General features: G+C 72.8%; 22 protein-coding genes. 9 read left to right on the top strand and 13 right to left on the bottom strand.

The genetic code is table 11. The features are described 5' to 3' along the window. Positions 1 to 249 precede the first annotated feature (249 nt). The 5 genes from ACFWJB_RS10880 to ACFWJB_RS10860 all read left to right on the top strand — a co-directional run bounded on the left by ACFWJB_RS10880 (position 250) and on the right by ACFWJB_RS10860 (position 5,927). On the top strand, positions 250 to 1,461 hold the full coding sequence (locus tag ACFWJB_RS10880) for an ROK family protein (protein ID WP_385466192.1): 1,212 nt from the start codon (positions 250 to 252) through the stop codon (positions 1,459 to 1,461). Positions 1,462 to 1,803: 342 nt separating this feature from the next. Continuing rightward, positions 1,804 to 2,412, top strand: coding sequence for an N-acetylmuramoyl-L-alanine amidase (locus ACFWJB_RS10875; RefSeq protein WP_385466190.1), 609 nt, complete (start codon positions 1,804 to 1,806; stop codon positions 2,410 to 2,412). A gap of 108 nt (positions 2,413 to 2,520) precedes the next feature. Beyond that, on the top strand, positions 2,521 to 3,792 hold the full coding sequence (locus ACFWJB_RS10870) for a GAF domain-containing protein (protein WP_385466187.1): 1,272 nt from the start codon (positions 2,521 to 2,523) through the stop codon (positions 3,790 to 3,792). Positions 3,793 to 3,912: 120 nt separating this feature from the next. Continuing rightward, entirely contained in the window at positions 3,913 to 5,436 is a 1,524-nt protein-coding gene (adh, locus tag ACFWJB_RS10865) for an aldehyde dehydrogenase (protein WP_385466184.1), read from the top strand. 215 nt (positions 5,437 to 5,651) lie between these two features. Beyond that, entirely contained in the window at positions 5,652 to 5,927 is a 276-nt protein-coding gene (locus ACFWJB_RS10860; protein ID WP_386921675.1) for a DUF3253 domain-containing protein, read from the top strand. A 91-nt stretch (positions 5,928 to 6,018) separates the two neighbouring features. On the opposite strand, the gene ACFWJB_RS10855 is transcribed toward ACFWJB_RS10860, so the two are convergent. Then, the gene (locus tag ACFWJB_RS10855; protein WP_386921673.1) at positions 6,019 to 7,158 is read right to left on the bottom strand and encodes a PucR family transcriptional regulator; all 1,140 of its coding nucleotides are present in this window, start codon (positions 7,156 to 7,158) and stop codon (positions 6,019 to 6,021) included. An 86-nt stretch (positions 7,159 to 7,244) separates the two neighbouring features. Here ACFWJB_RS10855 and ACFWJB_RS10850 point away from each other — a divergent pair, with 86 nt between their 5' ends. Then, positions 7,245 to 8,300, top strand: coding sequence for a ferredoxin reductase (locus ACFWJB_RS10850; RefSeq protein ID WP_386921671.1), 1,056 nt, complete (start codon positions 7,245 to 7,247; stop codon positions 8,298 to 8,300). Positions 8,301 to 8,307: 7 nt separating this feature from the next. Further along, entirely contained in the window at positions 8,308 to 9,429 is a 1,122-nt protein-coding gene (locus ACFWJB_RS10845; RefSeq protein WP_385466172.1) for a fatty acid desaturase family protein, read from the top strand. Between the two features lie 88 nt (positions 9,430 to 9,517). Here the strand turns inward: ACFWJB_RS10845 and ACFWJB_RS10840 are convergent, their stop codons facing one another. Then, positions 9,518 to 10,042: a peptidylprolyl isomerase gene (locus tag ACFWJB_RS10840; RefSeq protein ID WP_386921669.1), complete on the bottom strand. Its 525-nt coding sequence runs from the start codon at positions 10,040 to 10,042 to the stop codon at positions 9,518 to 9,520. 604 nt (positions 10,043 to 10,646) lie between these two features. Between ACFWJB_RS10840 and ACFWJB_RS10835 the strand changes: the two genes are divergently transcribed. Further along, positions 10,647 to 12,332 (top strand): ribonuclease J, encoded by a 1,686-nt coding sequence (locus tag ACFWJB_RS10835; protein ID WP_385466166.1) that lies wholly within the window; start codon positions 10,647 to 10,649, stop codon positions 12,330 to 12,332. 155 nt (positions 12,333 to 12,487) lie between these two features. On the opposite strand, the gene ACFWJB_RS10830 is transcribed toward ACFWJB_RS10835, so the two are convergent. The 4 genes from ACFWJB_RS10830 to ACFWJB_RS10815 all read right to left on the bottom strand — a co-directional run bounded on the left by ACFWJB_RS10830 (position 12,488) and on the right by ACFWJB_RS10815 (position 15,421). Beyond that, a complete protein-coding gene (locus ACFWJB_RS10830) occupies positions 12,488 to 12,976 on the bottom strand; it encodes a GNAT family N-acetyltransferase (RefSeq protein WP_385466163.1) in 489 nt (162 codons plus the stop codon). Between the two features lie 140 nt (positions 12,977 to 13,116). Further along, positions 13,117 to 13,524 carry a cupin domain-containing protein gene (locus ACFWJB_RS10825; RefSeq protein WP_386921666.1) on the bottom strand — a complete coding sequence of 136 codons (408 nt, stop codon included), beginning with the start codon at positions 13,522 to 13,524 and terminating at the stop codon, positions 13,117 to 13,119. 53 nt (positions 13,525 to 13,577) lie between these two features. Beyond that, entirely contained in the window at positions 13,578 to 14,345 is a 768-nt protein-coding gene (locus tag ACFWJB_RS10820) for an SDR family NAD(P)-dependent oxidoreductase (RefSeq protein ID WP_386921664.1), read from the bottom strand. A 59-nt stretch (positions 14,346 to 14,404) separates the two neighbouring features. Beyond that, entirely contained in the window at positions 14,405 to 15,421 is a 1,017-nt protein-coding gene (locus tag ACFWJB_RS10815) for a zinc-dependent alcohol dehydrogenase family protein (protein WP_386921662.1), read from the bottom strand. A 235-nt stretch (positions 15,422 to 15,656) separates the two neighbouring features. Here ACFWJB_RS10815 and ACFWJB_RS10810 point away from each other — a divergent pair, with 235 nt between their 5' ends. Continuing rightward, the gene (locus tag ACFWJB_RS10810) at positions 15,657 to 16,544 is read left to right on the top strand and encodes a helix-turn-helix transcriptional regulator (protein WP_386921660.1); all 888 of its coding nucleotides are present in this window, start codon (positions 15,657 to 15,659) and stop codon (positions 16,542 to 16,544) included. 85 nt (positions 16,545 to 16,629) lie between these two features. Here ACFWJB_RS10810 and ACFWJB_RS10805 read toward each other — a convergent pair whose 3' ends face one another. Genes ACFWJB_RS10805 through ACFWJB_RS10775 form a run of 7 tightly spaced genes read right to left on the bottom strand, consistent with a single transcriptional unit; the run spans position 16,630 to position 23,047 of the window. Next, positions 16,630 to 17,862: a lytic transglycosylase domain-containing protein gene (locus tag ACFWJB_RS10805; protein ID WP_386921658.1), complete on the bottom strand. Its 1,233-nt coding sequence runs from the start codon at positions 17,860 to 17,862 to the stop codon at positions 16,630 to 16,632. Positions 17,863 to 17,898: 36 nt separating this feature from the next. Continuing rightward, positions 17,899 to 18,654, bottom strand: a complete 756-nt coding sequence (locus ACFWJB_RS10800) for a hypothetical protein (RefSeq protein ID WP_385466145.1) — start codon at positions 18,652 to 18,654, stop codon at positions 17,899 to 17,901. 26 nt (positions 18,655 to 18,680) lie between these two features. Then, positions 18,681 to 19,223 (bottom strand): nuclear transport factor 2 family protein, encoded by a 543-nt coding sequence (locus ACFWJB_RS10795; RefSeq protein WP_385466142.1) that lies wholly within the window; start codon positions 19,221 to 19,223, stop codon positions 18,681 to 18,683. Positions 19,224 to 19,249: 26 nt separating this feature from the next. Next, the gene (locus ACFWJB_RS10790; protein ID WP_386921655.1) at positions 19,250 to 20,014 is read right to left on the bottom strand and encodes a hypothetical protein; all 765 of its coding nucleotides are present in this window, start codon (positions 20,012 to 20,014) and stop codon (positions 19,250 to 19,252) included. Further along, positions 20,011 to 20,529, bottom strand: coding sequence for a hypothetical protein (locus tag ACFWJB_RS10785; RefSeq protein WP_386921653.1), 519 nt, complete (start codon positions 20,527 to 20,529; stop codon positions 20,011 to 20,013). Before ACFWJB_RS10785 ends, ACFWJB_RS10790 begins: the two co-directional genes overlap by 4 nt. Beyond that, a complete protein-coding gene (locus ACFWJB_RS10780; RefSeq protein WP_386921651.1) occupies positions 20,526 to 21,815 on the bottom strand; it encodes an MlaD family protein in 1,290 nt (429 codons plus the stop codon). Before ACFWJB_RS10780 ends, ACFWJB_RS10785 begins: the two co-directional genes overlap by 4 nt. Next, positions 21,812 to 23,047 (bottom strand): MCE family protein, encoded by a 1,236-nt coding sequence (locus tag ACFWJB_RS10775; RefSeq protein ID WP_386921707.1) that lies wholly within the window; start codon positions 23,045 to 23,047, stop codon positions 21,812 to 21,814. The genes ACFWJB_RS10780 and ACFWJB_RS10775 overlap by 4 nt, the downstream gene beginning before the upstream one ends. Positions 23,048 to 23,076 lie beyond the last annotated feature (29 nt).

Below are 23,076 nucleotides of genomic sequence, written 5' to 3'. Positions count from 1 at the left end.
ACGCGCCGCCCCCGCCGGTCGCCTCCGGGCGTCCCACCGACGGAGCCGGTGGGACGCGGGGACTGCCCCGGCCACCGGCCGAGACCGCCGGCCCCGCCCGGCCCCGGGCAGGTGCGTGGCCGGGGGCGGACGCGTGGCCGGGGGGCGGTGAGGCCGCCCCGAGGACCGACGAGGACCGACGAGCACCGACGAGCACCGACGAGCACCGACCGAGCAGCGCATACGTACCGACCGAGGACTGACGGAGGCATGACCGCACCCCCGCACGAAGCGCGACCGGCCCGCCGCGGCCGTGCGCTGCCGGACACCCAGCAGGGCATGCGCCGCCGCAACCTCTCGCGGGTGATGCACACCGTCGGCGCCGAGGGGCCGCTGTCCCGGGCGGCCGTCGCCTCCCGGATCGGGCTGACCCGCGCCGCCGTATCGACCCTCGTGGACGAGCTGATCCGCTCGGGCCTGCTGGAGGAGCTGGGCCCCGAACGTCCCGGCCGGGTGGGCAGGCCCGGGTCCGCGCTCGCCCTCAGCGCGAAGGGCCCGGCCGGGATCGGCGCGGAGGTCGGCGTCGACCACCTCGCGGTCTGCGCGGTCGACCTGCGCGGCCAAGTACGGGCGCGGGCCGTGCGCTACGGCAGCAATCGCGGCCGCTCGCTCGAGCCGGTCGTCGAGCAGCTCACCGGCCTGGTGCGGACGGTCGCCGCGGAGGCGGAGGCCGAGGGCCTGTGGCCGGCCGGGCTGGCCGTGGCCGTGCCTGGTCTCGTGGCGCGGGACGGGCGGACCGTCGTACGCGCCCCGAACCTCGACTGGCACGACGCCGACCTCGGCGCGCTGCTGCCCTCCGACGTGCCGCTGGCCGTGGACAACGAGGCCAACTTCGGCGCGCTCGCCGAGCTCTGGCTCGGGGACGGCACCCCGAGGGACTTCCTCCACGTCTCCGCCGAGATCGGCATCGGCGCGGCCGTGGTCGTCGACGGGCGCCTGCTGCGCGGGACCCGGGGCTTCGCGGGCGAGCTGGGACACATGCCGGTGCATCCGGACGGGCCGGAGTGCGCCTGCGGGGGCCGCGGCTGCCTGGAGCAGTACGCCGGTGAGAAGGCGGTGCTGCGCGCGGCCGGTGTGGAACCGGGCGAGGACCGGGTCGGGCTGCTCGCGGGGCGCGCCGCCGACGGGGACGAGGGCGTACGACGCGCCCTGCGCGAGGCGGGGACCGCGCTGGGCATCGCGCTGACCGGGGCCGTCAACCTGCTGGACCCCGAGAGCGTGGTGCTGGGCGGGGCCCTGGCCGGGCTCGCCCCCTGGCTGCTGCCGTCCCTGCGGGAGGAGCTGGCCCGGCGCACGGCCGGCCCTGCCTGTCCCGTGTCCGTGTCGGAGCTCGGCCCCCAGGGACCGCTGCTCGGCGCGGCACACTCGGTGATCCGGGGCGTGCTGGACGATCCCGCGGCCGCGGTGGCCGACCGGGTCTGAGACCGGCGGGCCGGCCGGCCCGAAGTCCGGAAGCAGCACCCGGCATCCCACCGCCCTCACTCGAACGAGTGAGGGCGGTATCCACAACACCGCCGTGGTCCACCGGACCACGACGCACTCTTATGCCCAACCCCCGTCCCTCGTACGGTGGTTCACGCGGAGCCCCGCGTGACCGCGGCGCAGGGGCCTCGTGACGTCCAGACCGCTCCTCGGCGTTCGGCCCCGCTCCTCGCAACCAAGCCGTCGCAGCACCGTTGGCCACCGTGTGCGGCACCGCGCCGCGCCGTGGAACCGCGCACCCCCACCCGCGCACCACCCCCACCCACGAAAGGCGGTCCTCCCGTGGAAACGGAAAGGGCAACACCTTCACCGACCAGACGACGCCTCCTCCAGGGCGCCGCACTCGCCACCGTCTCCTCCGCGCTGCTGTCCGGCACCCGGGCCGCCGCACGGCCCCTGGCCGCCGTCGACTACCCGTCGGCCGAGTGGCAGCCGGCGAGCACGTCCAACTACAGCCGGTCCAGCCGCCCCGCCACCTACCCCGTCGACTACGTGGTCGTCCACGTCACGCAGGAGACGTACGCCGACACGCTCTCCATCTTCGGCAACCCCGACAGGCAGGTGTCCGCCCACTACGTCGTCCGGTCCGCCGACGGACACGTCGCGCAGTGCGTCCGGGAGGCCGACATCGCCTGGCACGCCGGGAACTGGGACTACAACACCCGCAGCATCGGCATCGAGCACGAGGCCTGGGTGGACCGGCCGGAGTACCTCACCGACGCGCTGTACGAGCAGTCGGCGCGGCTCACCGCGGCGATCTGCGCCACGTACGGCATCCCCATGGACCGGGCGCACATCATCGGGCACTACGAGGTCCCGGGCAGCGACCACACCGATCCGGGTCCGCTGTGGGACTGGACCCGGTACATCAGGCTGGTCAATTTCGCCTGACGCGTGGCGGACGGCCACGTTCGGGTGATCGGGCCGGTCGAAGTGGTTGTCCGAGCCCATCCGCGGAGTGACGATGTCCCCGTCGTATCGCTCTCCGGGGAGGCCGAGTTGACCGATTCATGGCTGGCTCTGGAACCTGGGGCCGATCCCGTCGAACGCGCGCGGACGCTGCGCCGCGCGCACGCGACGTTCACCGAGGCGGGCACGGTGCCGCGGCCCGTGCGCGCCGTGGTGGCCGAGTCGTGGCGACGGTCCGTCCGGGCGGGTGTCGGCCCGGACGGCACCGCGAGCGTGGAGCTCATGGACGGTGACCTCGGCTCCTACCGCGCCGAGCACCCGCTGGCACGGGTGATGCCGCTGTTCCGAGAGCTCCTGGGCGCGTTCGCGGCCGACGGCGAGCATCTGCTGGCGGTGTGCGACGCGCACGGCAGGCTGCTGTGGGTCGAGGGTGATCCGGCCACCCGGCGCCGGGCGGGGCGGATGAACTTCGTGCCCGGAGCCCGGTGGGCGGAGTCCGCGGTGGGGACGAACGCGCCGGGCACGGCGGTGGCCGTCGGCCGGCCGGTCCAGGTCTTCGCGGCCGAGCACTTCATCCGGCGGGTGCAGCCGTGGACGTGCGCCGCGGCTCCGGTGCACGATCCGCGCACCGGGCGGGTGCTGGGCGCCGTGGACATCACGGGCGGGAACGGGCTCGCGCATCCGCACAGCCTGGGCTTCGTCCAGGCGGTGGCCCGTGCCGCGGAGTCCCAGCTGGCGCTGCTGACGCCGGAGCGGCCCGCCGCAGGCACCGCCGAGCTGACCGCGCTGGGCCGTGACGAGGCGCTGCTCGGCCGCGGCGGCGAAAGGATCCGGCTCAGCCGACGGCACAGCGAGATCGTGGTGCTGCTGGCACAGCACCCGGAGGGCCTGACCGGCGACGAGCTGCTGTGCGCGCTGTACGAGGACGAGACGGTGCCACCTGTGACCCTGCGTGCCGAGCTGGCGCGGCTGCGCGGGGTTCTGGGGCCCGGGGTGCTGGCGTCCCGCCCCTACCGGCTGACGCTGCCCGTCGAGTCCGACGTCGCCGTGGTCGAGCGCCGGCTGCGGGCGGGGGGCGTGACGGCGGCCGCGGCGGCGTACGCCGGTCCGCTGCTGCCCGGTTCGCAGGCCCCGGCGGTGGCACGGCACCGGCGCCGGCTCGCCGACGGCCTGCGCACCGCGCTGATCGCCTGCCGTGACCCCGACCTCCTGGCCGACTGGGCGCACGCGCCGTGGGGCGAGGACGACCTGGACGTCTGGCGTGCGCTGGCATCGGTCCGGCCCACCGCGGCGGTGGTGTCCCGGCTCGCCGCGCTGGAGTCCGAGCTGGCGGCGCCGCACGCGGTGACGTCCCGCCGGTGAACGGCCGGCGCGCGTGCGGGGCGGCCGCCCCGCACGCAACGTCCCCGCAACGTCGCGCTCCCTAGCGTCCTGGGGAGCTGTCCAACGGCGGGCAGCGCACGCTGAGGGAGGCAGACCACGATGACCCGTTACGCGGCGCCCGGCACCGAGGGCGCGATCGTCTCCTACGAGTCGCGCTACGACCACTTCATCGGCGGGGAGTACGTGCCGCCTGTACGCGGGCAGTACTTCGAGAACCCGTCCCCGGTGAACGGGCAGCCGTTCACGGAGATCGCGCGCGGTACGGCGGAGGACGTGGAGCGGGCGCTCGACGCGGCGCACGACGCCGCCCCGGGCTGGGGCCGCACGTCGGTGACCGAACGGTCCGGGATCCTGCTGAAGATCGCCGACCGCATGGAGGCGAACCTCGAACGCCTGGCGGTCGCCGAGAGCTGGGAGAACGGCAAGCCGGTACGCGAGACGCTGGCGGCCGACATCCCGCTGGCCATCGACCACTTCCGCTACTTCGCGGGCGCGATCCGCGCGCAGGAGGGCTCGATCGGCGAGGTCGACGACGACACCGTCGCCTACCACTTCCACGAGCCGCTGGGCGTGGTCGCGCAGATCATCCCGTGGAACTTCCCGATCCTGATGGCCACCTGGAAGCTCGCCCCCGCTCTCGCCGCCGGCAACGCGGTGGTCCTGAAGCCCGCCGAGCAGACCCCGGCCTCGATCCACTACTGGCTGAGCCTGGTCGCGGACCTGCTGCCGCCGGGTGTCGTCAACGTCGTCAACGGCTTCGGGGCGGAGGCGGGCAAGCCGCTGGCGTCCAGCCCCCGGGTGGCGAAGGTGGCGTTCACCGGAGAGACCACCACCGGGCGGCTGATCATGCAGTACGCCTCGGAGAACATCAAACCGGTCACCCTGGAGCTCGGCGGCAAGTCGCCGAACATCTTCTTCGACGACGTCTGGGCGCGGGACGACGACTTCCGCGACAAGGCGCTCGAGGGCTTCACGATGTTCGCGCTCAACCAGGGCGAGGTGTGCACCTGCCCGTCCCGGGCCCTGATCCAGCGCGGCCACTACGCCGAGTTCATGGAGGCCGCGGTCGCCCGCACCGAGCTGATCACCCCGGGCCACCCCCTGGACACCGACACGATGATCGGCGCCCAGGCGTCCAACGACCAGCTGGAGAAGATCCTCTCCTACCTGGACATCGGCCGACAGGAGGGCGCCAAGGTGCTCACCGGCGGCGAGCGCTTCGAGCACGAGGGCGAGCTGAAGGGCGGCTACTACGTCCAGCCCACGATCTTCGAGGGCCACAACCGCATGCGGATCTTCCAGGAGGAGATCTTCGGCCCGGTCGTGTCCGTCACGTCGTTCGACGACTTCGACGACGCGATCAGGACCGCCAACGACACGCTGTACGGCCTCGGCGCCGGAGTGTGGACCCGCGACATGAACACCGCCTACCGCGCGGGCCGGGCGATCCAGGCGGGACGCGTCTGGACGAACTGCTACCACGCCTACCCGGCACACGCCGCGTTCGGCGGCTACAAGCAGTCGGGGATCGGCCGGGAGAACCACCGGATGATGCTGGATCACTACCAGCAGACGAAGAATCTTCTGGTGTCGTACTCGCCGAAGAGGCTGGGCTTCTTCTAGAGCCTGGAGTCGGGTTGCCCGGAGGCGGTCTTGCGCTCCGGGCAACCAAGCTCGCAGGCACCAAGTGCAAGCGAGTCGCCCGTGCTCGCGCCGTCGCGGTCGCGGTCGGACCACCGACGCCGCCGGCCGTCGCACCTCGTCAACCCGACGTGCCCGTGGCGGGAGCTGCGCCCGCCTGGCGGACGTCGGTCGACGGCTCCGGCACACTGGATCGCATGGAGGAGACGGACCGGCAGCTCGGTCAACGGCTGGAGAAGGCCATCATGAGCCTGCTGGAGCGCCGTGCCGACACCTCGTCGATCTGTCCGTCCGACGCGGCGCGCGCGGTCTACGAGGGTGACGACGACGGCTGGCGGGCCCTGATGGAACCGGCCCGCCGCGCGGCATGGCGTCTGGTGAACGACGGCGAGGTCGAGGTGACGCAGGGCGGCCGGCCCGTCGTGGAGACGGAGACGCGCGGACCCGTACGTATTCGGCGCGCGCGTCGGTAGTGACAGCTGGGCACCTCCAGGGGCGGACACGGCTGAGGCGCACGATTCCTGGACCGCCCCCGGATGTGGCCGTGGACGGTCGAGGAACGCGTCACCTGCCCCGAAGACCTACCGCCAGCGTCAGTTCAAGGACCCGGTGCGGTGATGCGAGATCCGGGAACAGCTCCCGCACCTGCGACATCCGGTACCGGACGGTCTGGGGATGGACGAACAACGCCGCCGCCACCTCGTCCCGCCTGCCCTGGTGCAGCAGCCACGCCCGCAACGTCTCCTCCAGCCGCCGTGCGGTCGCCTCGGGCAAGGTCCGCAACGGTGCGAGGGCTCGGGCACGCAGGTCCACGAAAGCGTCCATGTCGGCGCTCAGCACCAGCTCGGACAGGTGCTCCTCGGTGTCGCGAATGCCGGAGGAGAGGGAGCGCGCGCGTACGGCTCGTGCGTACGAGGCCGACACACGCGTCCACGGCCGGGCCGGGCCCACCACGGCGGTGCGGTCAGCCAGCTGTCGCATGAGACGTGATCGGTCGGCATCGGGGACGAGCAGCACACCCGTGGCGTCCGGCAGATCGTCTAGGACGAGGGCGCTCGGGTCGAGCACGCGGTAGGCAGGCCGGGCCTGGGCGGCGGGCAGCAGGACCGCGGTCAGCGAAACCGGAGGCTGCCACCCGGCCCGTTGAGCTGACACAAGCAGTACGTCCGGGCTCGCGCCGGCGAGGAGGTCGCGGGCCAGTTGTTCCAGGTGGCGCTCCTGGGCCCGGCCCTGGGCAGCCAGTTCGTCGGCATGGCCCGCGGCGCTCGCGGCGGAGAGCTCGTCGATGTAGGCGAAGGTCAGCTCGGCGAACTTGGCGACCTCGGCGGCGGGCAGACCTGCGGGTACGGCACCTGCTGCCAGGCATCGCCAGGCCACGCGGGCACCGACGCGGTAGGCGCTGAGCAGAGCGTCCATCGAACGGCCGTCGCGCACCTCGCCCCGGCCCAGCTCGTAGGCGGCGTCACCGGCGTCGCCGCCGGTGGCGTTCCCGCTCGCGAGGTCCAGGTAGTGCCCCAGCGCGGTGCGGACGGCTCGGCGGATGGTGCCGCCCATGCTGCCCGAAAGGGCATTGGCGTAGGGAGGGACCTCGTCGATGATCGCCTGGACGACCTCGTCGGCGGTGGTCCTCAGCGCGGCCCGCAGTGCGGTGACCGTTCTCTCGTCCAGGGCCAGTTCGCTGGCCCTCTGGACTGCATAGCTCATTTCTTGTTCCCTGCGAACAATTCGGGCGACCAGATTCACGTCCTGCGGTCAGGACTTTACGCCTTTGGGCACACCAAGCTGGGGTCATGACGAGTACAGCCCTCCGCAGCAGGGCGTGGAAACTACTGGAGATGGTCACGACGCCGCTGCTGCCGTCGGACTACCTCGACCTGGTCAGCCCGCTGCGAGCGGGCGCCGACCTGCGTGGGCGCATCGAGGCCGTGCATCCCGAGACGGATGACGCCGCGACCATCGTGATCAGGCCGGGACGGGGCTGGCGTGGACACACCGCCGGCCAGTACGTTCGGATCGGCGTCGACGTCGACGGTGTGCGCCTGTGGCGTGCCTACTCGGTCACCTCCCCGACGGACCGGCGCGACGGGCGCGTCACGATCACCGTGAAGGCGATCCCGGACGGCAAGGTCAGCAACCACCTCGTCCGCAGGGCGAAGCCGGGCACGCTGATCCAGCTCGACCAGGCGACCGGTGACTTCGTGCTGCCGAAGACCAGGCCCGCCAAGGTGCTGTACCTGACGGCCGGAAGCGGCATCACGCCGGTCGTGGGCATGCTGCGCGACACCGAGTTCGACGACGTCGTCATGGTCCACTGCGCGCCACGGCCGCAGGACGTGATCTTCCGCAACGAACTGCACGGCCTGGTCGCGGACAGGAAGCTGCGGCTCACCGAGGTGCACACCGACACCGACGGCATACTGGACATCGCCCGTCTCGACGAACTCGTGCCCGACTGGGCCGAGCGCGAGACCTGGGCCTGCGGGCCCGCGGGCCTGCTCGACGCCGCCGAGAAGCACTGGAGCGAGCACGGCGTACCGGAGCGCCTGCACACCGAACGCTTCCGACCCGGCATCGTCGTCGCCGGTGACGGCGGCGAGGTCACCTTCAGCACGACCGGCAAGACCGTCGCCGCGGACGGCGCCACGCCGTTGCTGGACGTCGGCGAGGAATCCGGGGTGCTCATGCCCTCCGGTTGCCGTATGGGCATCTGCTTCGGCTGCGTCACACCGCTCAAGGCGGGTGCCGTACGCGACCTGCGCACCGGCGAGATCACCGAGGCCGAGCCGGGCGTCCTCATCCAGACCTGTGTGTCCGCCGCGGCGGGCCCCTGCAGCATCGAACGGTAGGAGCACCTTGACCGCCATCGACCCCACCGCCCACCTGACCGCGGAGCAGATCGAGGAGCTCGGCCGCGAGCTGGACGCGATCCGCGACGAGGTGATCGCCGGCCGCGGCGAGAAGGACGCCGCCTACATCCGGAAGGTCATCTCCGCCCAGCGCAAGCTGGAGCTGGTCAGCAGGGGCGTGCTGCTGTTCTCGATGTTCCCGCCCGCGTGGCTGGTCGGCACCGCCGGGCTCTCCGTGGCGAAGATCATGGACAACATGGAGATCGGGCACAACATCCTGCACGGCCAGTGGGACTGGATGCGGGACCCGAAGATCCACTCCACCACCTGGGAATGGGATCACGTCTCGCCGGCGGACCAGTGGAAGCACTCGCACAACGAGCTGCACCACACGTACACCAACGTGATCGGCAAGGACAACGACCTCGGCTACGGCATCATGCGCGTCGACGAGGACCAGAAGTGGCATCCCTTCCACCTCGGCCAGCCGCTGTGGAACTTCATCAACGCCTGCTTCTTCGAGTACGGCATCGCAGCGTACGACCTGGAGCTCGGCAAGAACCTGAGCAGGCGCCGCCGCAAGAACCCGGAGTTCCGCGCGCGGGCCAAGGCGGTGGGCCGCAAGATCCGCAAGCAGGTGCTCAAGGACTACGTGATCCACCCGCTGCTGTCGGGCCCGTCGTTCCTCCCCACACTCGCCGCCACGTTCACCGCCAACCTGGTCCGCAACCTCTGGTCCCACTCGGTGATCATGTGCGGGCACTTCCCCGAGGGCGTGCAGGTCTTCGAGCGCCGGTCGATCAAGGGCGAGACGCGCGGCCAGTGGTACCTGCGCCAGATGATGGGCTCGGCGAACATCAGCGGCAGCAAGGCCATGCACTTCATGACCGGCAACCTGTCCCACCAGATCGAGCACCACCTGTTCCCGGACCTGCCGAGCAACCGCTACGCCGAGGTCGCGGTGAAGGTGCGCGCGCTGTTCGAGAAGTACGAGCTGGAGTACGTCACGGGACCGCTGCCCCAGCAGGTGTTCTCCGCGTGGCGCAAGGTCTTCCGGCTCTCGCTGCCGAACAAGAGGAAGCCCGCGGTCCAGACGCCGGCCCGCGAGCAGGAGCTCGTCGCGGCCTGATGCCCCGGCGCGGCGGGGCCGCCTCGCCAGGAGACGTCGCGCCGACGCATGCAGCTGGCCGGCCCCATGGTGACCGCACCGCGGTTCATCAGGGCCGGCAGGCCGGCCGGACGCCGAGCAGTTCGGTCCTCAGCACGGGCGTGCCGTCGACAGGCGCCGGGTCCTGCGTAGTTGGTTCGATTCCGCCGGCAGCGATCTTGTCGAGCGTCTTCAGGCCGGCGTCACCGACCGTGCCGAACACCGTGTAGTTCGGTCGCAGCGCGGAGTCGCCGTAGACGACGAAGAACTGCGAACCGTTCGTGTTCGGACCGGCGTTGGCCATCGCCAGCAGACCGCGCCCGTAAAGGCGACGGACGCCGGTCGGATCGCTCGGTGCCGGCGGCAGGTCCACCGGCAGCTCGTCCCTGTACGCGTAGCCCGGCCCACCCTCGCCGGTGCCGGTCGGGTCGCCGCACTGCAGGACCTTCAGCGTCGGATACGCCGTCAGTCGATGGCAGACCGTACGGTCGTAGAACCGGTGCCGCGCCAGGTGCACGAAGCTCTGGACCGTGCACGGCGCCTTCGCCCGGTCCAGGCGCAGCGGGAGCGGGCCCTGGCTGGTCGGGACAGCCATGTCGACCGTGCCGTGACTGGGGGTGTGCCGCGGGTCGGGCGGCAGGGGGACCGGCCGCGCCGCCGGCTCGTCCGGGGTCTGGGTGTACTGGCAAGGACCGTGCGTGGTTCGCGGCGGGGCATCGGAAGCGGAGGCGGTGGTGCTGCCCCCGGACACGACCAACGCTGCCGCCGCCAACGCGGTCACGAGAGCTAGGTTCATCCTGCACACCCTCCAGAAAGGTCGCCAGATCTCGGAGCGGTCGGAGTCTAAGGCGTGGCCCGGCGGGCGAGAACCCGTCCGCCGGCCACATCCGCCTCCCAACCTTCCGCCCGCGCCGCAGGCCACGCCCGCCCTGGACTGACGTGCGAAGACGGTCCCTGCAACCGGACCCGCTCGGCTCAACGGCAGACGATCCCACCCTCTGCCGCAGGCCAGAGGCGACGGTGAGCGTGTACCACCAGCAGACGAAGAATCCGCTGGTGTCGTACTCCCCGAAGAAGCTGGGCCGCTTCCAGGGCCTGAGGCCGCTTGCCCGGAGGCGGCGTCGCGTGAAGCCGGGACGGCGGGGATCCGAGACGATGCGGAGGATCACCCTGCCCCGGTCTCCGGGTACCGTCAGGGTATGAGTCATCCGCATCCCGAGTTGAAAGCCGCACCGCCCCTTCCCGAAGGAGGTCTGCGGGTCGTCGCCCTGGGCGGCCTCGGGGAGATCGGCCGCAACATGACCGTCTTCGAGCACGCGGGCAAGCTGCTCATCGTCGACTGCGGCGTGCTGTTCCCCGAGGAGACCCAGCCCGGCGTGGACGTGATCCTGCCGGACTTCACCTCGATCCGGGACCGGCTGGACGACATCGTGGGCATCGTCCTCACCCACGGCCACGAGGACCACATCGGCGGCGTGCCGTACCTCCTGCGCGAACGGCGAGACATCCCCGTCGTCGGCTCCAAGCTGACGCTGGCCTTCCTGGAGGCCAAGCTCAAGGAGCACGGCATCCGCCCGCGCACGGTGCGGGTACGGGAGGGCGACCGGCGCGGCTTCGGGCCCTTCGACTGCGAATTCGTGGCGGTCAACCACTCCATCCCCGACAGCCTCGCGGTCGCCATCCGCACCCGGGCGGGGATGGTGCTGCACACCGGTGACTTCAAGATGGACCAGTTCCCTCTCGACGACCGCATCACCGATCTGCGCGCCTTCGCCCGCCTCGGCGAGGAGGGCGTGGACCTGTTCCTCACCGACTCCACCAACGCCGAGGTGCCCGGCTTCACGACTTCCGAGCGTGAGCTGAATCCGGCGATCGAGCAGGTGATGCGCACCGCGCCGCGCCGGGTCATCGTCTCCAGCTTCGCCAGCCACGTGCATCGCATCCAGCAGGTCCTGGACGCCGCCCACCAGCACGGCCGCAAGGTCGCCTTCGTCGGCAGGTCGATGGTCCGCAACATGGGCATCGCCCGTGACCTGGGCTATCTGAAGGTCCCCTCCGGTCTGGTCGTGAGCACGAAGGAGCTGGAGAAGCTCCCGGACCACAAGATCACCCTGGTGTGCACGGGCTCCCAGGGCGAGCCGATGGCCGCGCTCTCACGGATCGCCAACCGCGACCACATGATCCGCATCGGCAAGGGCGACACCGTCCTGCTCGCCAGTTCCCTCATCCCCGGCAACGAGAACGCCATCTACCGGGTGATCAACGGACTCACCCGGTGGGGCGCCCACGTGGTCCACAAGGGCAATGCCAAGGTGCACGTCTCCGGGCACGCCAGCGCCGGCGAACTGGTCTACTGCTACAACATCGTCAAGCCCCGCAACGTCATGCCCGTGCACGGCGAGTGGCGCCACCTGCGGGCCAACGGCGACCTCGCCATCCGTACGGGGGTCGACCCCGAGCGGGTCGTCATCGCCGAGGACGGCGTCGTCGTCGACCTGGTCGACGGGCGTGCGTCCATCACCGGCAAGGTCCCCGCCGGCAACGTCTACGTGGACGGCATGGAAGTCGGCGGCGCGACCGAGGCGTCCCTCAAGGACCGCCTCACCCTCGCTGCCGAAGGCGTGGTCACGGTGGTGGCGATCGTCGACGCGGACACCGGCGCCCTCGCCGAGCCCCCCGACTTCCTGGCCCGGGGCTTCGTGCACGACGACGCCACCTTCGAGCCGGTCATCCCCGTCATCGAGAAGACCCTGGCCACCGCGGCCGAGGAAGGTGTCGGGGACGCGCGCCAACTCGAACAACTCGTCGCCCGCGCCGTGGCGAACTGGGCGTTCCGCACCCACCGCCGCCGGCCCCTCATCATCCCCGTCATCATCGACGCCTGAGGCGCATCGGGGCCCTGGCGCCTTACCGGCACCAGGGCCCCGAAGGGATTACCCGTGTGACGTCGCCGGCTGCGCCGCGGCCGCACTCGGCGGGCGCCGGCCACCACACCACCATGCGCGCGGAGCCGGTGCCCTGCGAACCGGCACCCCCCGTGTCATTCCGAGGGAATGCGGAACTCGAATTCGGGGCGGTCCCACGGCACGGCGGGCGGGTTCGCGAGCACGGTCCCGATCCGCACCGCACCGACGCGGTGGTAGAAGCCCTCGGCGGGCAGATGTGACACGACCCTGACACGGTCGAGCCCGGCGGCACGGGCCTCGGACAGCATGTGCGCGACGAGCAGTCGTCCGATGCCCCGTCCCTGCGCTTCGTCGGCGACGAACAGCAGGTCGAGCTCCGGTGGAGCGAGGACGAGCGAGTAGAACCCGAGGACCCTGCCTCCGGGCTCGTCGGAGCCGACGGCTACGAAGACGCGATGGGCCTCGATGTAGTCGGGACCGACCCGGTAGCCCTCGACCGCGGCCGCGTACTTGCCCTCGTAGGCGCCTGAGCCGCGCACGAGCCGCGTGAGCCGTTTGGCATCCCGCGCGACGGCCCTCCGTATGGTGACCGGCCGGCTGATCGGGGAAGTGCGTGCACCCATCGGGGGAGTATCGCGCACGGGGAGGTGCCTTCGTGCGGCGGGTCGGCGGGACGGCGGCCCGGGCGGGCGTCCCGCACCGCTCCCGGCAACCACCTGCCCGGGCCACGGCCGGCCAGTCACTGCCGCGTCGCCCGCCGGGCTCAGACGGTGGCGAGCGCCTCGGCGTACTGCTCGTCGGTCACCGGCTCCAGCCAGGTGGTGCCGTCGCCGTCGGCGTCACCGACGACCATGGCGATGTGCGCCATCAGGGTGGTGTCGGTGCCGCCGTGCCAGTGCTCCTCACCGGGCGGGCACCTGACGGTCTGGCCGGCGCTGACGCGGACGACGTCGCCGTCACGGGTGCCGACGAGGCCGACACCGTCGGTGATGTGGAGGATCTGGCCGTTGACGTGGGAGTGCCAGTTGGTGCGGGCACCGTGGGTGAAGCGGACCAGGGCGGTCGCCAGCCGGGCCGGCTCGGCGGGGGTCTCGATCATGTTGAGGTAGACGTCGCCGGTGAAGCGCTCGGCGGGGGCCTTGACGGTCGGGGTCTGCGGGACGAGTTCCACGGACGTCGCTCCTTGTCGTGGGGCTGGGGGGAAGTGGTGTGCGGGGTCGGGTGTCACTGGGCGACATAGCCGCCGTCGACGGGCAGCGCGACGCCGACGACGAAGCCGGCGCCGGGGCTGCACAGCCACAGGACGGCCTGCGCGATCTCGTCGGCGGTGCCGAGACGGCCGACGGGCTGGTTCGCCTCGGCCTCGGCCCGGTCGAGCTCTCCCTTGGCGATCATGTCGCTCACCATGGGGGTGTCGATGGTGCCGGGGCAGATCGCGTTGATCCGGATGCCCTGCGGGGCGTACTCCAGGGCGGCGCTGCCGGTCAGACCGATGACGCCGTGCTTGCCGGCGTGGTACGAGGCGCGGCCGGGGATGCCGACCAGGCCGCCCAGGGAGGAGCAGTTGACGATCGCTCCGCTGCCCTGGGCCCGCATGTGACGCAGCTCGTGCTTCATGCTCGCCCAGACGCCGCGCAGGTTGACGGCGTGGACGCGGTCGAAGATCTCGGCCGCCTCCTCGGCGGCGTCGGCCGGCGGGATCTGGATGCCTGCGTTGTTGTAGGCCATGTCCAGGCGTCCGAAGGTCTCCACCGTGCGGTCGACGGCGGCGGCGACCTGTGACTCGTCGCTGACGTCGCAGGTGAGGGCGAGCACCCTGCGGCCTTCGCCGGTGAGCTGCCGTGCCACCGTGTCGAGGGCGGCCTCGTCGATGTCGGCGAGGCCGACGGCGGCGCCCGCTTCGGCGAAGGCGCGCGCCGTGGCCAGTCCCATGCCGGACGAGGCTCCGGTGACGAAGGCGACCCGGCCGGTGAAGTCGTACGTGGGGTTCAACGGGTTTCGTTCTTTCCGTGCGGTGCGTGGGGCGGTGGTATGCCGGGGGTGTGCGTCGGTCAGGGCCTGAGCAGTGCCTTGACGGCCCGGCGCTCGTCCATGGCCCGGTAGCCCTCGGCGACCTGGTCGAGGGGCAGGGTGAGGTCGAAGACCTTGCCGGGGTCGATCCGGCCGGTCACGACGCGTTCGACGAGGTCGGGCAGGTAGCGGCGCACGGGGGCGGGGCCGCCGCGCAGGCCGACGTGGGAGAAGAACAGTTCCTGCCCGTCGACGGCGACGCCGTGCGGGACGCCGACGAAGCCGACGCTGCCGCCGGGGCGGGCGGAGTGCAGCGCCTGCCGCATGGCCTGCGCGGTGCCCACGCACTCCAGCACGCTGTCGGCGCCGATGCCGTCGGTGAGGTCCTTGATCCGGGCGATGCCCTCGTCGCCGCGCTCGGTGACGATGTGGGTGGCGCCGAACTCGCGGGCCAGTTTCTGCCGGGACTCATGGCGGCTCATGGCGATGATCCGCTCCGCGCCCCGCTCCTTGGCGGCGATCACCGCGCACAGGCCGACCGCCCCGTCGCCCACGACCACGGCGGTGGATCCGGGCTTCACCTCGGCGGCGTCGGCGGCCCACCAGCCGGTGCCCATGACGTCGGAGACGGCCAGCAGACCGGGCCACAGCTCCTCGCCCGGCACCTCCTCCGTGGCGACCAGGGTGCCCTGGGCGTTGGGGATGCGAACGTAGTCGGCCTGGCAGGTGCTCATGAACTCGCGGTGCAGGCAGTTCGACGGGAAGCCGTTGCGGCAGTTGGCGCAGGTGTTGTCCGAGGTCGCGAACGAGCCGACGACGAACTGGCCCGGCTTCACCGCCGTGACCTCGGAGCCGACCTCCTCGACGAAGCCGACGTACTCGTGCCCCATCGGATGGGCGTCGCCGATCGGCTCCAGGCCGCGCCAGGGCCACAGGTCGGAGCCGCACACGCAGGTGACGGCCGTGCGGATGATCGCGTCGGTGGGGTGGAGGATCTTCGGGTCGTCCAGCGTCTCGAAGCGGATGTCACCGGGGGCGTAAATCACTGCGCCGCGCATGGGGGGTTCCTTTGCTCACATGAAGTCGGACCGCTGAAACGGTCCGCGTACGACCGTCCCCGGGCGCGGGACGACCGCGCGCCGGGGTCGGGCGGCCCCGTCCCCGGCCGGCGGACGGCCGGGGACAGCGCCTCGTCCTCCAGGTAACCGCCCGTGGCGGCGGCCGGCCAGTCACCGTCGATGGGTGTACCGGCAGTACACCCCTCATGCGGCCCGCCGCACGTACGGTCGAAGGGTGGACAACCAACAGGAGGTCCGCGAGTTCCTCACCTCGCGGCGAGCCAAGATCACCCCCGAGCAGGCCGGGCTGCCCGCCGGGACCCGGCGTCGCGTCCCCGGGCTGCGCCGCAGCGAGGTCGCCGCCCTGGCCGACATGAGCGTGGAGTACTACGCCAAGCTCGAACGCGGCAACCTCGCCGGTGCCTCCCCCGCCGTCCTCGAGTCCGTCGCCCGTGCCCTGCGGCTCGACGACGCCGAACGTGCCCACCTCCTCCATCTGGCCCAGGCCGCCGACGGCTCCGACGCCCTCGTCCGGCCCCGGCCCCGGCGCCCCGCCCGGCAGTGGGCCCCGCACCGCAGCCTGCAGTGGACGCTCGACGCGATCACCGCGGGCCCCGCCTTCGTCCGCAACGGCCGCATGGACATCCTGGGCACCAACGCCCTCGCCCGCGCCTTCTACAGCGACGTCCACGCGAACCCGCACAACCAGGCGAACCTGGCGCGCTTCACCTTCCTGGACCCCGCGTCGCGCCGCTTCTACCCCGAGTGGGGCCCGGCCGCCGACGTCACCGTCGCGATCCTGCGCACCGAGGCCGGCCGCAACCCGCACGACAAGGAGCTGCACGACCTCGTCGGCGAGCTCTCCACCCGCAGCGACGACTTCCGCACTCGCTGGGGCGCCCACAACGTCCGCCACCACGGCACCGGCACCAAGCACTTCCACCACGAGGCGGTCGGACGTATCACCCTCGCCTACGAGGGGCTGGAGATGGCGGCCGAGCCCGGCCTCACCGTCACCATCTACACGGCCGAACCCGGCTCACCCTCCGAAGAGGCGCTGCGCCTGCTCGCCTCCTGGGCCGCGACACGGGAAGCCCCCGCCGGACGACCGGGCGAGCACTGAGCTCCCTCCGGGAACGCCTCACCCCGGTGCGCGGGCCGGTGATCGCCGGGGTCGCACGGCTCGCCGGCCGCGGCGACCGGCCGGCTCAGGCCGGGCAGGCCGGTTCCGTCCCCGGAGCGGACGGGCCGGCGGTGGGCGACGCGCCGGGGTCCGGGGACGGGCTCGCCGAGTCGGAGGGGCAGTCCTCCGGGGTGGAGGGTTCGGCGGTCGGCGTGGGCGGGGCGGTGGAGGTCGGTGTGGGCGAGGGGTCCGGTGACGTGGAGCCGGACGGGGAGGGATCCGGTGACGGGGAGGGGACGGGGCCCGTCGTGGACGGGGACGGCCGGGGCGACGGCGAGGCCGGCACCGGGTGCGAGGGGGACGGGGCGGGCGTGCCGGGGTCGGGACCGATGACGATGCCGCCTCCCTGACCGCCGCCGCCCCCGCGGCCGCCCTGGTCGGCCGGTTTCGTCGCGGGGGTGTCGCCGCCCGCTCCGGGCGACCGGGGGATGACGCCCTTGCCGTCGGGCACGGTGTGCACGCCGCTGCGGTAGAAGTCCATCCAGTGCCGGACCAGTTCGAGGTAGGACCGCGAGTGGTTGTAGCTGAGGATCGCCCGGTCGAGGTCGGCGGCCCGGCGCAGGTCACGGTCTCCGGCGCACAGGTAGTGCCCGGCGGCGAGGGCCGCGTCGAAGACGTTGTTGGGGTCGCTGCGGCCGTCGCCGTTGCCGTCCGCGCCCCACCGCGCCCACGTCGACGGCAGGAACTGCATCGGCCCCACCGCCCGGTCGTACACGGTGTCGCCGTCGTGGACGCCGCCGTCGGAGTCCAGGATCAGGGCGAAGTTCCGGCCGTCGAGCGCCGGTCCCGTGATCCGGCCGAGCGTGGTGCCGTGCCGGTCGACCGCACCGCCGCGCGCCTGTCCGGATTCCACCTTGCCGATGGCGGCGAGCAGTTGCCAGGGCAGCGCGCACCCCGGGTCCGTGCGGCCGACGGACGTCTCCGCGGCGCGGTAGGCGCGCAGCACGGTGCCCGGGATGCCGGACTCGGCCCGGGCCCGGACGACCTGCCCGGCGCGGGGCGGGATGTCGGGGCTGACCAGCGGCGGGAGTTCGGTGTGGTACGAGCCGTCGTCGGGCGGGGCGAGTTCGGCGTACGGGGGGTCCGGCGCCGGGGCCGGGGCCGGGCGGTCGTCTGCGGCCGGCCGGGCGCCCTCTTTGTGCGGGAGTCCGGGACCCTGGGAGGCGGTGAGCGCCGCCACCGCGGTCACGGCGATGGCGGTGGCGCGCAGACCCTGCCGGGTCCGGACGGGCACGCGACGGGCGCGGCGTTGGGGCATGGTCTGTCACTCCCTGGTGGTGAGACTCGTACGGGTTCAGCGGCCGAAGGTGTCGATGCCCGAGACGAGCCAACGGCCGTCGTGCCGCTCGACGTCGACGGCGAACATCGCCCCGGCGTAGGCGCCCTCGTCCTCGGCCTTCTTGTCGCCGGAGGTGCTGACGCTGCTCTGGTCGGCGTAGACCAGGACCCGGGCCAGGTCGCCGTCGACGCGCTCGACCGCGCTGTCGGTGACCGTGGTGGTGATCACCGCCTTCTGCTGGTCGGCCTGCTTGCGGATGTCGCCGAACAGGTCCCGGTGCTGGGCGACCGCGCGTCCCGTCAGCCATTGCCCGGCGGCCTTGTCGAAGGCGTCGGGGTGGGCGTGGTCGTACGAGAAGAGCGCGGCGACGGCCCTGGTGGACTGGCCCTTGATCTCGCTGGTGCGGGCGGTGTCGGCGAGGGCGGTGTTGCGTGCCGCCGGGGTGTCGCGGAGGGCCTCGGCGCGGGCGTGCGCCCAGCCGGCGAAGCCGCCGAGGACCAGGGTCAGCAGGAAGAGGGCCACGAGGGTGCGGCGGGCGCCGGACGGGTACGGGGTCGCGCCGTCCGGCCGGTCCGCGTCCTCGCCTCCCGGGGGCGGGCCGTTCCGGGCGACCGCCCGTTCGCCGGGGGGCGCGGTCCGGATGCGGGCCGGCCGTGGCCGGTCGCGCGGTTCCCCCGGTCCCTGGACGGCGTCCGTGCCGGCCGGGGGACGGAGGGCCTCGCGGGCCTGGCGGCGGCGTGCGTTGTTCAGGTGGTGGCGGGTCGTCGGCATGGTGTGTCGTCCTCTCCTGCGGCCGGTCAGCCGGCCGGTGTGCCGCCGACCGGGGCCTGGCCCAGGGCGCTGAGCTTCCAGTGGCCGTCGGTGCGGGTCAGTTCGCCGAGCATGCGGCTGTCCTTGTCGGTGCTCGCGTCGCCGGGCGCCTTCACCGTCACCCGCAGGGCCACCAGCACCCGGGCGCGGCCGGCCCGGTCGTCGAGTTCGGTGAGCGCGCCGGAGAGCACCTTGGCCGTGGTCACGGTCCTGGCGGTCTTCACCTGGGCGGCGAACTCGTCCCGCCCTGAGACCAGTTGCTCGTGCAGCTCGCCGGTGGTGGAGGACTCCCAGAGGTCCAGGCCGCGGTCGATGCTGCGGTGGTCGAGCGTGTTGAGGTTCTGGACGGCCTGTTCACCGGCGGCGAGGGCCGCGTCGCGCTGCTCGGCGTAGCCCACGGAGTCGTCGTGGGCCGCGTCGTACCAGTCCCAGCCCGCCCAGGCGGCGAAGCCGCCCGCCGACAGGGCGAGGGCGAGGGCCGTGGCCGTCAGCGCGCGGAGCCGGGCCGGTTTGCTGGTCCCGCGTTTCATGATGTCCGCCTCTCCCCCGCGCCCGCTCAGCGGGTCTTGATGTCGACGATCCGCCACTGGTCCTTCTCCCATCGCGCGGTCACCGTGAGCTGGGCCGCGGCGGAGGTGGTGCCGCCCTTGCCGCGGTGCGAGATCTGGTCGAGGAAGACCAGCAACCGCGCGTTGTCGCCGTCGAGTTCGATCACTCCGGTGCGCACGGCCTGGGTGCTCAGGGTGACGCGCTGTTCGGCGAGGTCCGCGCGGATCCGGCCCATGAGTTCCGTGTACTGGCGTTCCGCCCGCCCCGCGAGGACGGACCGCGCCGCCCGCTCGGTGGATTCCAGGCCGTCCGGCGTGTACGAGAAGATCCGCGCGAGGGCGTTGCCGACGTCACCGGCGACGCGGGTGGTGGCCTCGGCGTCGGTCAGCGCGTGGTTCCCGGCGGACGGGGTCGAGCTCAGCTGGTGGGCGCCGTAGAAGAAGAGGCTGCCGGCGAGGACGAGCAGCGCGGCCCCCGCCGCGGGGGCGAGGCGTCTGACGAGGGCACGCGGGCGGCGGCCTCCGCGGGCCGGCGACGGCTCCTCCCGCGCGGTCTCCCCGCCCGGCCCGGCGTCGGCATCCGCCTCGGCGTCGGCGTCGGTACCGGTGCCGGACTCCGCGTCCGCGCTCCCGGACTCCACATCCACGCTGTCGTGCTCCGCGTCCGCGCCCGGGGCGTCGTCGGCGTTCCCCTCGGCGGCGGTCGCGCTCTCCGTCCCGTCGCCCGGGCCGGTGGTGTTCCGGGACCGTCCGAGGTGCAGCAGCCGTGTCATCGGCTCTCGTCCTCCTCCGCCGTCCGCGCGAGCGGTACCGCGCTCAGTGCCTTGACCTTCCACTCCCCCGCGTCCGTGCGGGCCAGGACCGCCTCCAGGCGCTTGCGGTCGGTGGTCGGCGACTTCGATCCGGCGGGCGTGACGTCGACGCGCACGGTGGCGACGAGCTTGGCGGTGCCCGCGCGCGTGTCGAGGGCGGTGAGCGCGGCCTCCGTGACCGTGCCCCGTGCCGAAGCGCCCTGTTCGGGCGTGGTGCCGCCCAGTTCGTCCCGCAGCGGCCCGGTCGAGGCGGCACGCCAGTCCTCGATGCCCGCCCGCGCCCGTTCCCGGGTCGAGGCGTCGAGGGTGTTGAGGACGGCGAGCCGCTCGCGCCCGTCGGCCAGCGCCTCGTCGCGTTCACGGCCGTAGGCGAGCGAGTCGTCGCCCCGTGCCTGGGCGTACGTCCACGCCCCGGTGCCGCAGAACGCCAGCGCCAGCGCCAGTCCCGCCCCGGTGAGGACGCGCGCGCGGCTCATCGGCCCGCCTCCGGGTCCGCGCCGAGCAGCCCCGGCAGGCCGTTCACCGCGGTGCCGCCCGTGTCCGGCAGGGCCAGCGCGCCCGGCAGGGCGGCGGCGGACTTCGACGGGACCGGGCCGGCGGCGCCCGTGCCGCCCGAGGGCAGGGAGCCGGGCCTGGCCGGGTCGGGCACCGCGCCGCCCCGGGGCGCGTGGGCGGAGCCTCGTACGTTGACACCGCTCGCGGCCGGTGCCGTGCAGGAGGCGCCGGTGTTGAGGGCGGGGGCGGTACCGAGGTCCAGGCCGGTTCGGTAACGGGTGCCGCCGTAGCCGTCGGTGCAGGGCAGGGGCTGGAAGAAGGTGACGGCCAGGCCGAGTCTCATCGTCCCCCCGTCGACGGCGGTGGCACCGGCCGAGACGGCCGCCGGGTACCTCACGAGCAGTTCCTCGATGCCGCGCTGCCGGGTGACGGCGACCTCGGAGGTGGTGAGCAGGTTGGCGAGGACCACGCCCAGGCTGGGGTCGAGGTCCCGCAGCAGCCCACTGACCTGGGTGGCGGCGTCCGGCGTGACGGCGAGGAGCCGGCGCAGGTCGGCGTCGGAGCCCTTGAGGGAGCGGGCGAGTTCCGTGGCGCCGTCGGCGAAGCCGCGGATGGCCTCCCCCTCCTCGGCCTGGGTGCGCAGCACGGTCTCTCCGTCGGTGAGCAGGCGGGTGGTTGAGGGCAGGTTCCGGTCGGCGGCCTCGATGAAGGCGCTGCCATTGTCGAGCAGCACCTCGAGGTCGTCGCCGTGCCCCTCGAAGGCCTTGCCGAACTCGTCGACGACCGTGCGCAGGTCGTCCAGCGGCACGGACCGGGTGAGGTTGTCGACGCTGGTGAGGACGTCGGTGACGGGCGCGGGCACTTCGGTGTCCGGCTCTTCGATCCGGGCGCCCTCGGCGAGGTAGGGACCGTCGTCGCTATCGGGCCGCAGGTCGATGTACTGCTCGCCGACCGCGGAGAGTCCGGCCACCACGGCCCGCGTGTCGGCGGGGATGCGGGGGGCGGACTTCTTGATGCGCAGCTCCGCCACGACTCCGTCCGCGGTGAGCCCGATCGGGCCGACCCGGCCCACCGACACGCCGCGGTAGGTGACGTCGGAGTGGGTGAACAGGCCACCGGTACGCGGAAGTTCGACCTTCACGGTGTAGTAGTCGGCGATGCCGACGTACCGGCCGAGGTCGGCGTACCGGATGCCGAGGAAGGCGAGGACGAGTACGGCGATGACAAGGAAGGCGAGGTTCTTCAGGCGTACGGCGAGGGTGATCATCCCTGCGTGCCTCCGTCCCCGGGGTTGCCGGTGGGTGCCGATACCGAGGGCAGGGGCAGCGGTGCCGACGAGGAGGGCGCGGCGCCGGTGCCGCCCGGCGGGGTGCCCGCCCGCTTCCCGGGTGCGGCGCCCCGCTCGCTCTGTGCCGTGGCGGTGGGCGAGGGGGTGGTGCTCCGGGGCACCAGGGGCGGGATGACCTGGGTGCCGGGGGTGGCGGTCATGTTCAGGTACACGTTGAGGTAGTCGCCCTTGACGCCGTTGAGCACCTCGTCGGTGAACGGGTAGGTGAGCAGGACCTGGAGGGAGTCGGGCAGGTCGGTCCCCGCGTCGGCGAGGGCCTTGAGGGTGGGGGCGATGGCCTTGAGGTCGGCGACCATGTCGTCCTTGCTGGCTTCGACGGTGGAGACGGCGACCCCGGACAGCGTGTCCAGGGAGCGCAGCATGGTCAGCAGTGAGCCACGCTGTTCGTGCAGGGTCTTCAGGCCGGGCGAGAGGTCGGTCAGGACGGTGCGGACGTCGTCCTTGCGGCCGGCGAGGGTCGCGGCGAGCCGGTTGACGCCGTCGAGGGCGTCGGTGATGTCGCCGCGGTGGTCGTCGAGGTTCGCCACGAGTTCCTCGACCCGTGTCAGCATGGAGCGGACCTCGGGTTCGCGTCCGCCGAGGGCCTTGTTGAGTTCCTGCGTGATGGTCTTGAGCTGGTTGACGCCGCCGCCGTTGAGCAGCAGGGACAGGGCGCCGAACACCTCCTCGACCTCGGTGTTGCGGCCGGTGCGGGCAAGCGGGATGACACCGCCGTCACCGAGCCGTTCCGTGCCGGCGGACTCGGCGGGCGCGACGAGCTGGACGTACTTCTCGCCGAGCAGGCCGGACTGCTCCAGGCGGGCGCCGGCGTCGCGGGGCAGCCGGACGTCTCCGTTGATCTTCATGGTGACGCGGGCGGACCACGCGTCGCCGTCCAGGCGGATGCCGGTGACCCGGCCGACGGCGACGTCGTTCACCTTGACCGCGGCCTGCGGCACCAGGCTGAGGGCGTCGTCCAGTTCGGCGGTCACGGTGTAGGGGTGGGAGCCGAGGTCGGCGCCGCCCGGCAGGGGCAGGTCCTCGATGCCGTCGAAGCGCGGGGCGGTGACGGAGAACGCGCCGAGGGCCAGCGCGAAGCCGACGCCGAGGGCGAGGAGTCCGCCGATCCCGACGCCGGTGACGGCGCCGGTGGCGAGCACCCGCCGTCGCACCGTGCCGTGCGGGACCTCGACGCGGGGGG

It is taken from the genome of Streptomyces sp. NPDC127100 (assembly GCF_042724095.1).
Classification (GTDB): Bacteria; Actinomycetota; Actinomycetes; order Streptomycetales; family Streptomycetaceae; genus Streptomyces.
Note: the sequence above shows the minus strand (reverse complement) of the source record. Positions and strands in the feature narration are given on the sequence as shown.

Excerpts from the sequence above, each read along its gene's own strand:
- ACFWJB_RS10880 (WP_385466192.1), top strand. The coding sequence starts at position 250 with ATGACCGCACCCCCGCACGAAGCGCGACCGGCCCGCCGCGGCCGTGCG.
- adh (WP_385466184.1), top strand. The coding sequence starts at position 3,913 with ATGACCCGTTACGCGGCGCCCGGCACCGAGGGCGCGATCGTCTCCTAC.
- ACFWJB_RS10860 (WP_386921675.1), top strand. The coding sequence starts at position 5,652 with ATGGAGGAGACGGACCGGCAGCTCGGTCAACGGCTGGAGAAGGCCATC.
- ACFWJB_RS10855 (WP_386921673.1), bottom strand. The coding sequence starts at position 7,158 with ATGAGCTATGCAGTCCAGAGGGCCAGCGAACTGGCCCTGGACGAGAGA.
- ACFWJB_RS10850 (WP_386921671.1), top strand. The coding sequence starts at position 7,245 with ATGACGAGTACAGCCCTCCGCAGCAGGGCGTGGAAACTACTGGAGATG.
- ACFWJB_RS10840 (WP_386921669.1), bottom strand. The coding sequence starts at position 10,042 with ATGGCTGTCCCGACCAGCCAGGGCCCGCTCCCGCTGCGCCTGGACCGG.
- ACFWJB_RS10835 (WP_385466166.1), top strand. The coding sequence starts at position 10,647 with ATGAGTCATCCGCATCCCGAGTTGAAAGCCGCACCGCCCCTTCCCGAA.
- ACFWJB_RS10830 (WP_385466163.1), bottom strand. The coding sequence starts at position 12,976 with ATGGGTGCACGCACTTCCCCGATCAGCCGGCCGGTCACCATACGGAGG.
- ACFWJB_RS10815 (WP_386921662.1), bottom strand. The coding sequence starts at position 15,421 with ATGCGCGGCGCAGTGATTTACGCCCCCGGTGACATCCGCTTCGAGACG.
- ACFWJB_RS10805 (WP_386921658.1), bottom strand. The coding sequence starts at position 17,862 with ATGCCCCAACGCCGCGCCCGTCGCGTGCCCGTCCGGACCCGGCAGGGT.
- ACFWJB_RS10800 (WP_385466145.1), bottom strand. The coding sequence starts at position 18,654 with ATGCCGACGACCCGCCACCACCTGAACAACGCACGCCGCCGCCAGGCC.
- ACFWJB_RS10795 (WP_385466142.1), bottom strand. The coding sequence starts at position 19,223 with ATGAAACGCGGGACCAGCAAACCGGCCCGGCTCCGCGCGCTGACGGCC.
- ACFWJB_RS10790 (WP_386921655.1), bottom strand. The coding sequence starts at position 20,014 with ATGACACGGCTGCTGCACCTCGGACGGTCCCGGAACACCACCGGCCCG.
- ACFWJB_RS10785 (WP_386921653.1), bottom strand. The coding sequence starts at position 20,529 with ATGAGCCGCGCGCGCGTCCTCACCGGGGCGGGACTGGCGCTGGCGCTG.
- ACFWJB_RS10780 (WP_386921651.1), bottom strand. The coding sequence starts at position 21,815 with ATGATCACCCTCGCCGTACGCCTGAAGAACCTCGCCTTCCTTGTCATC.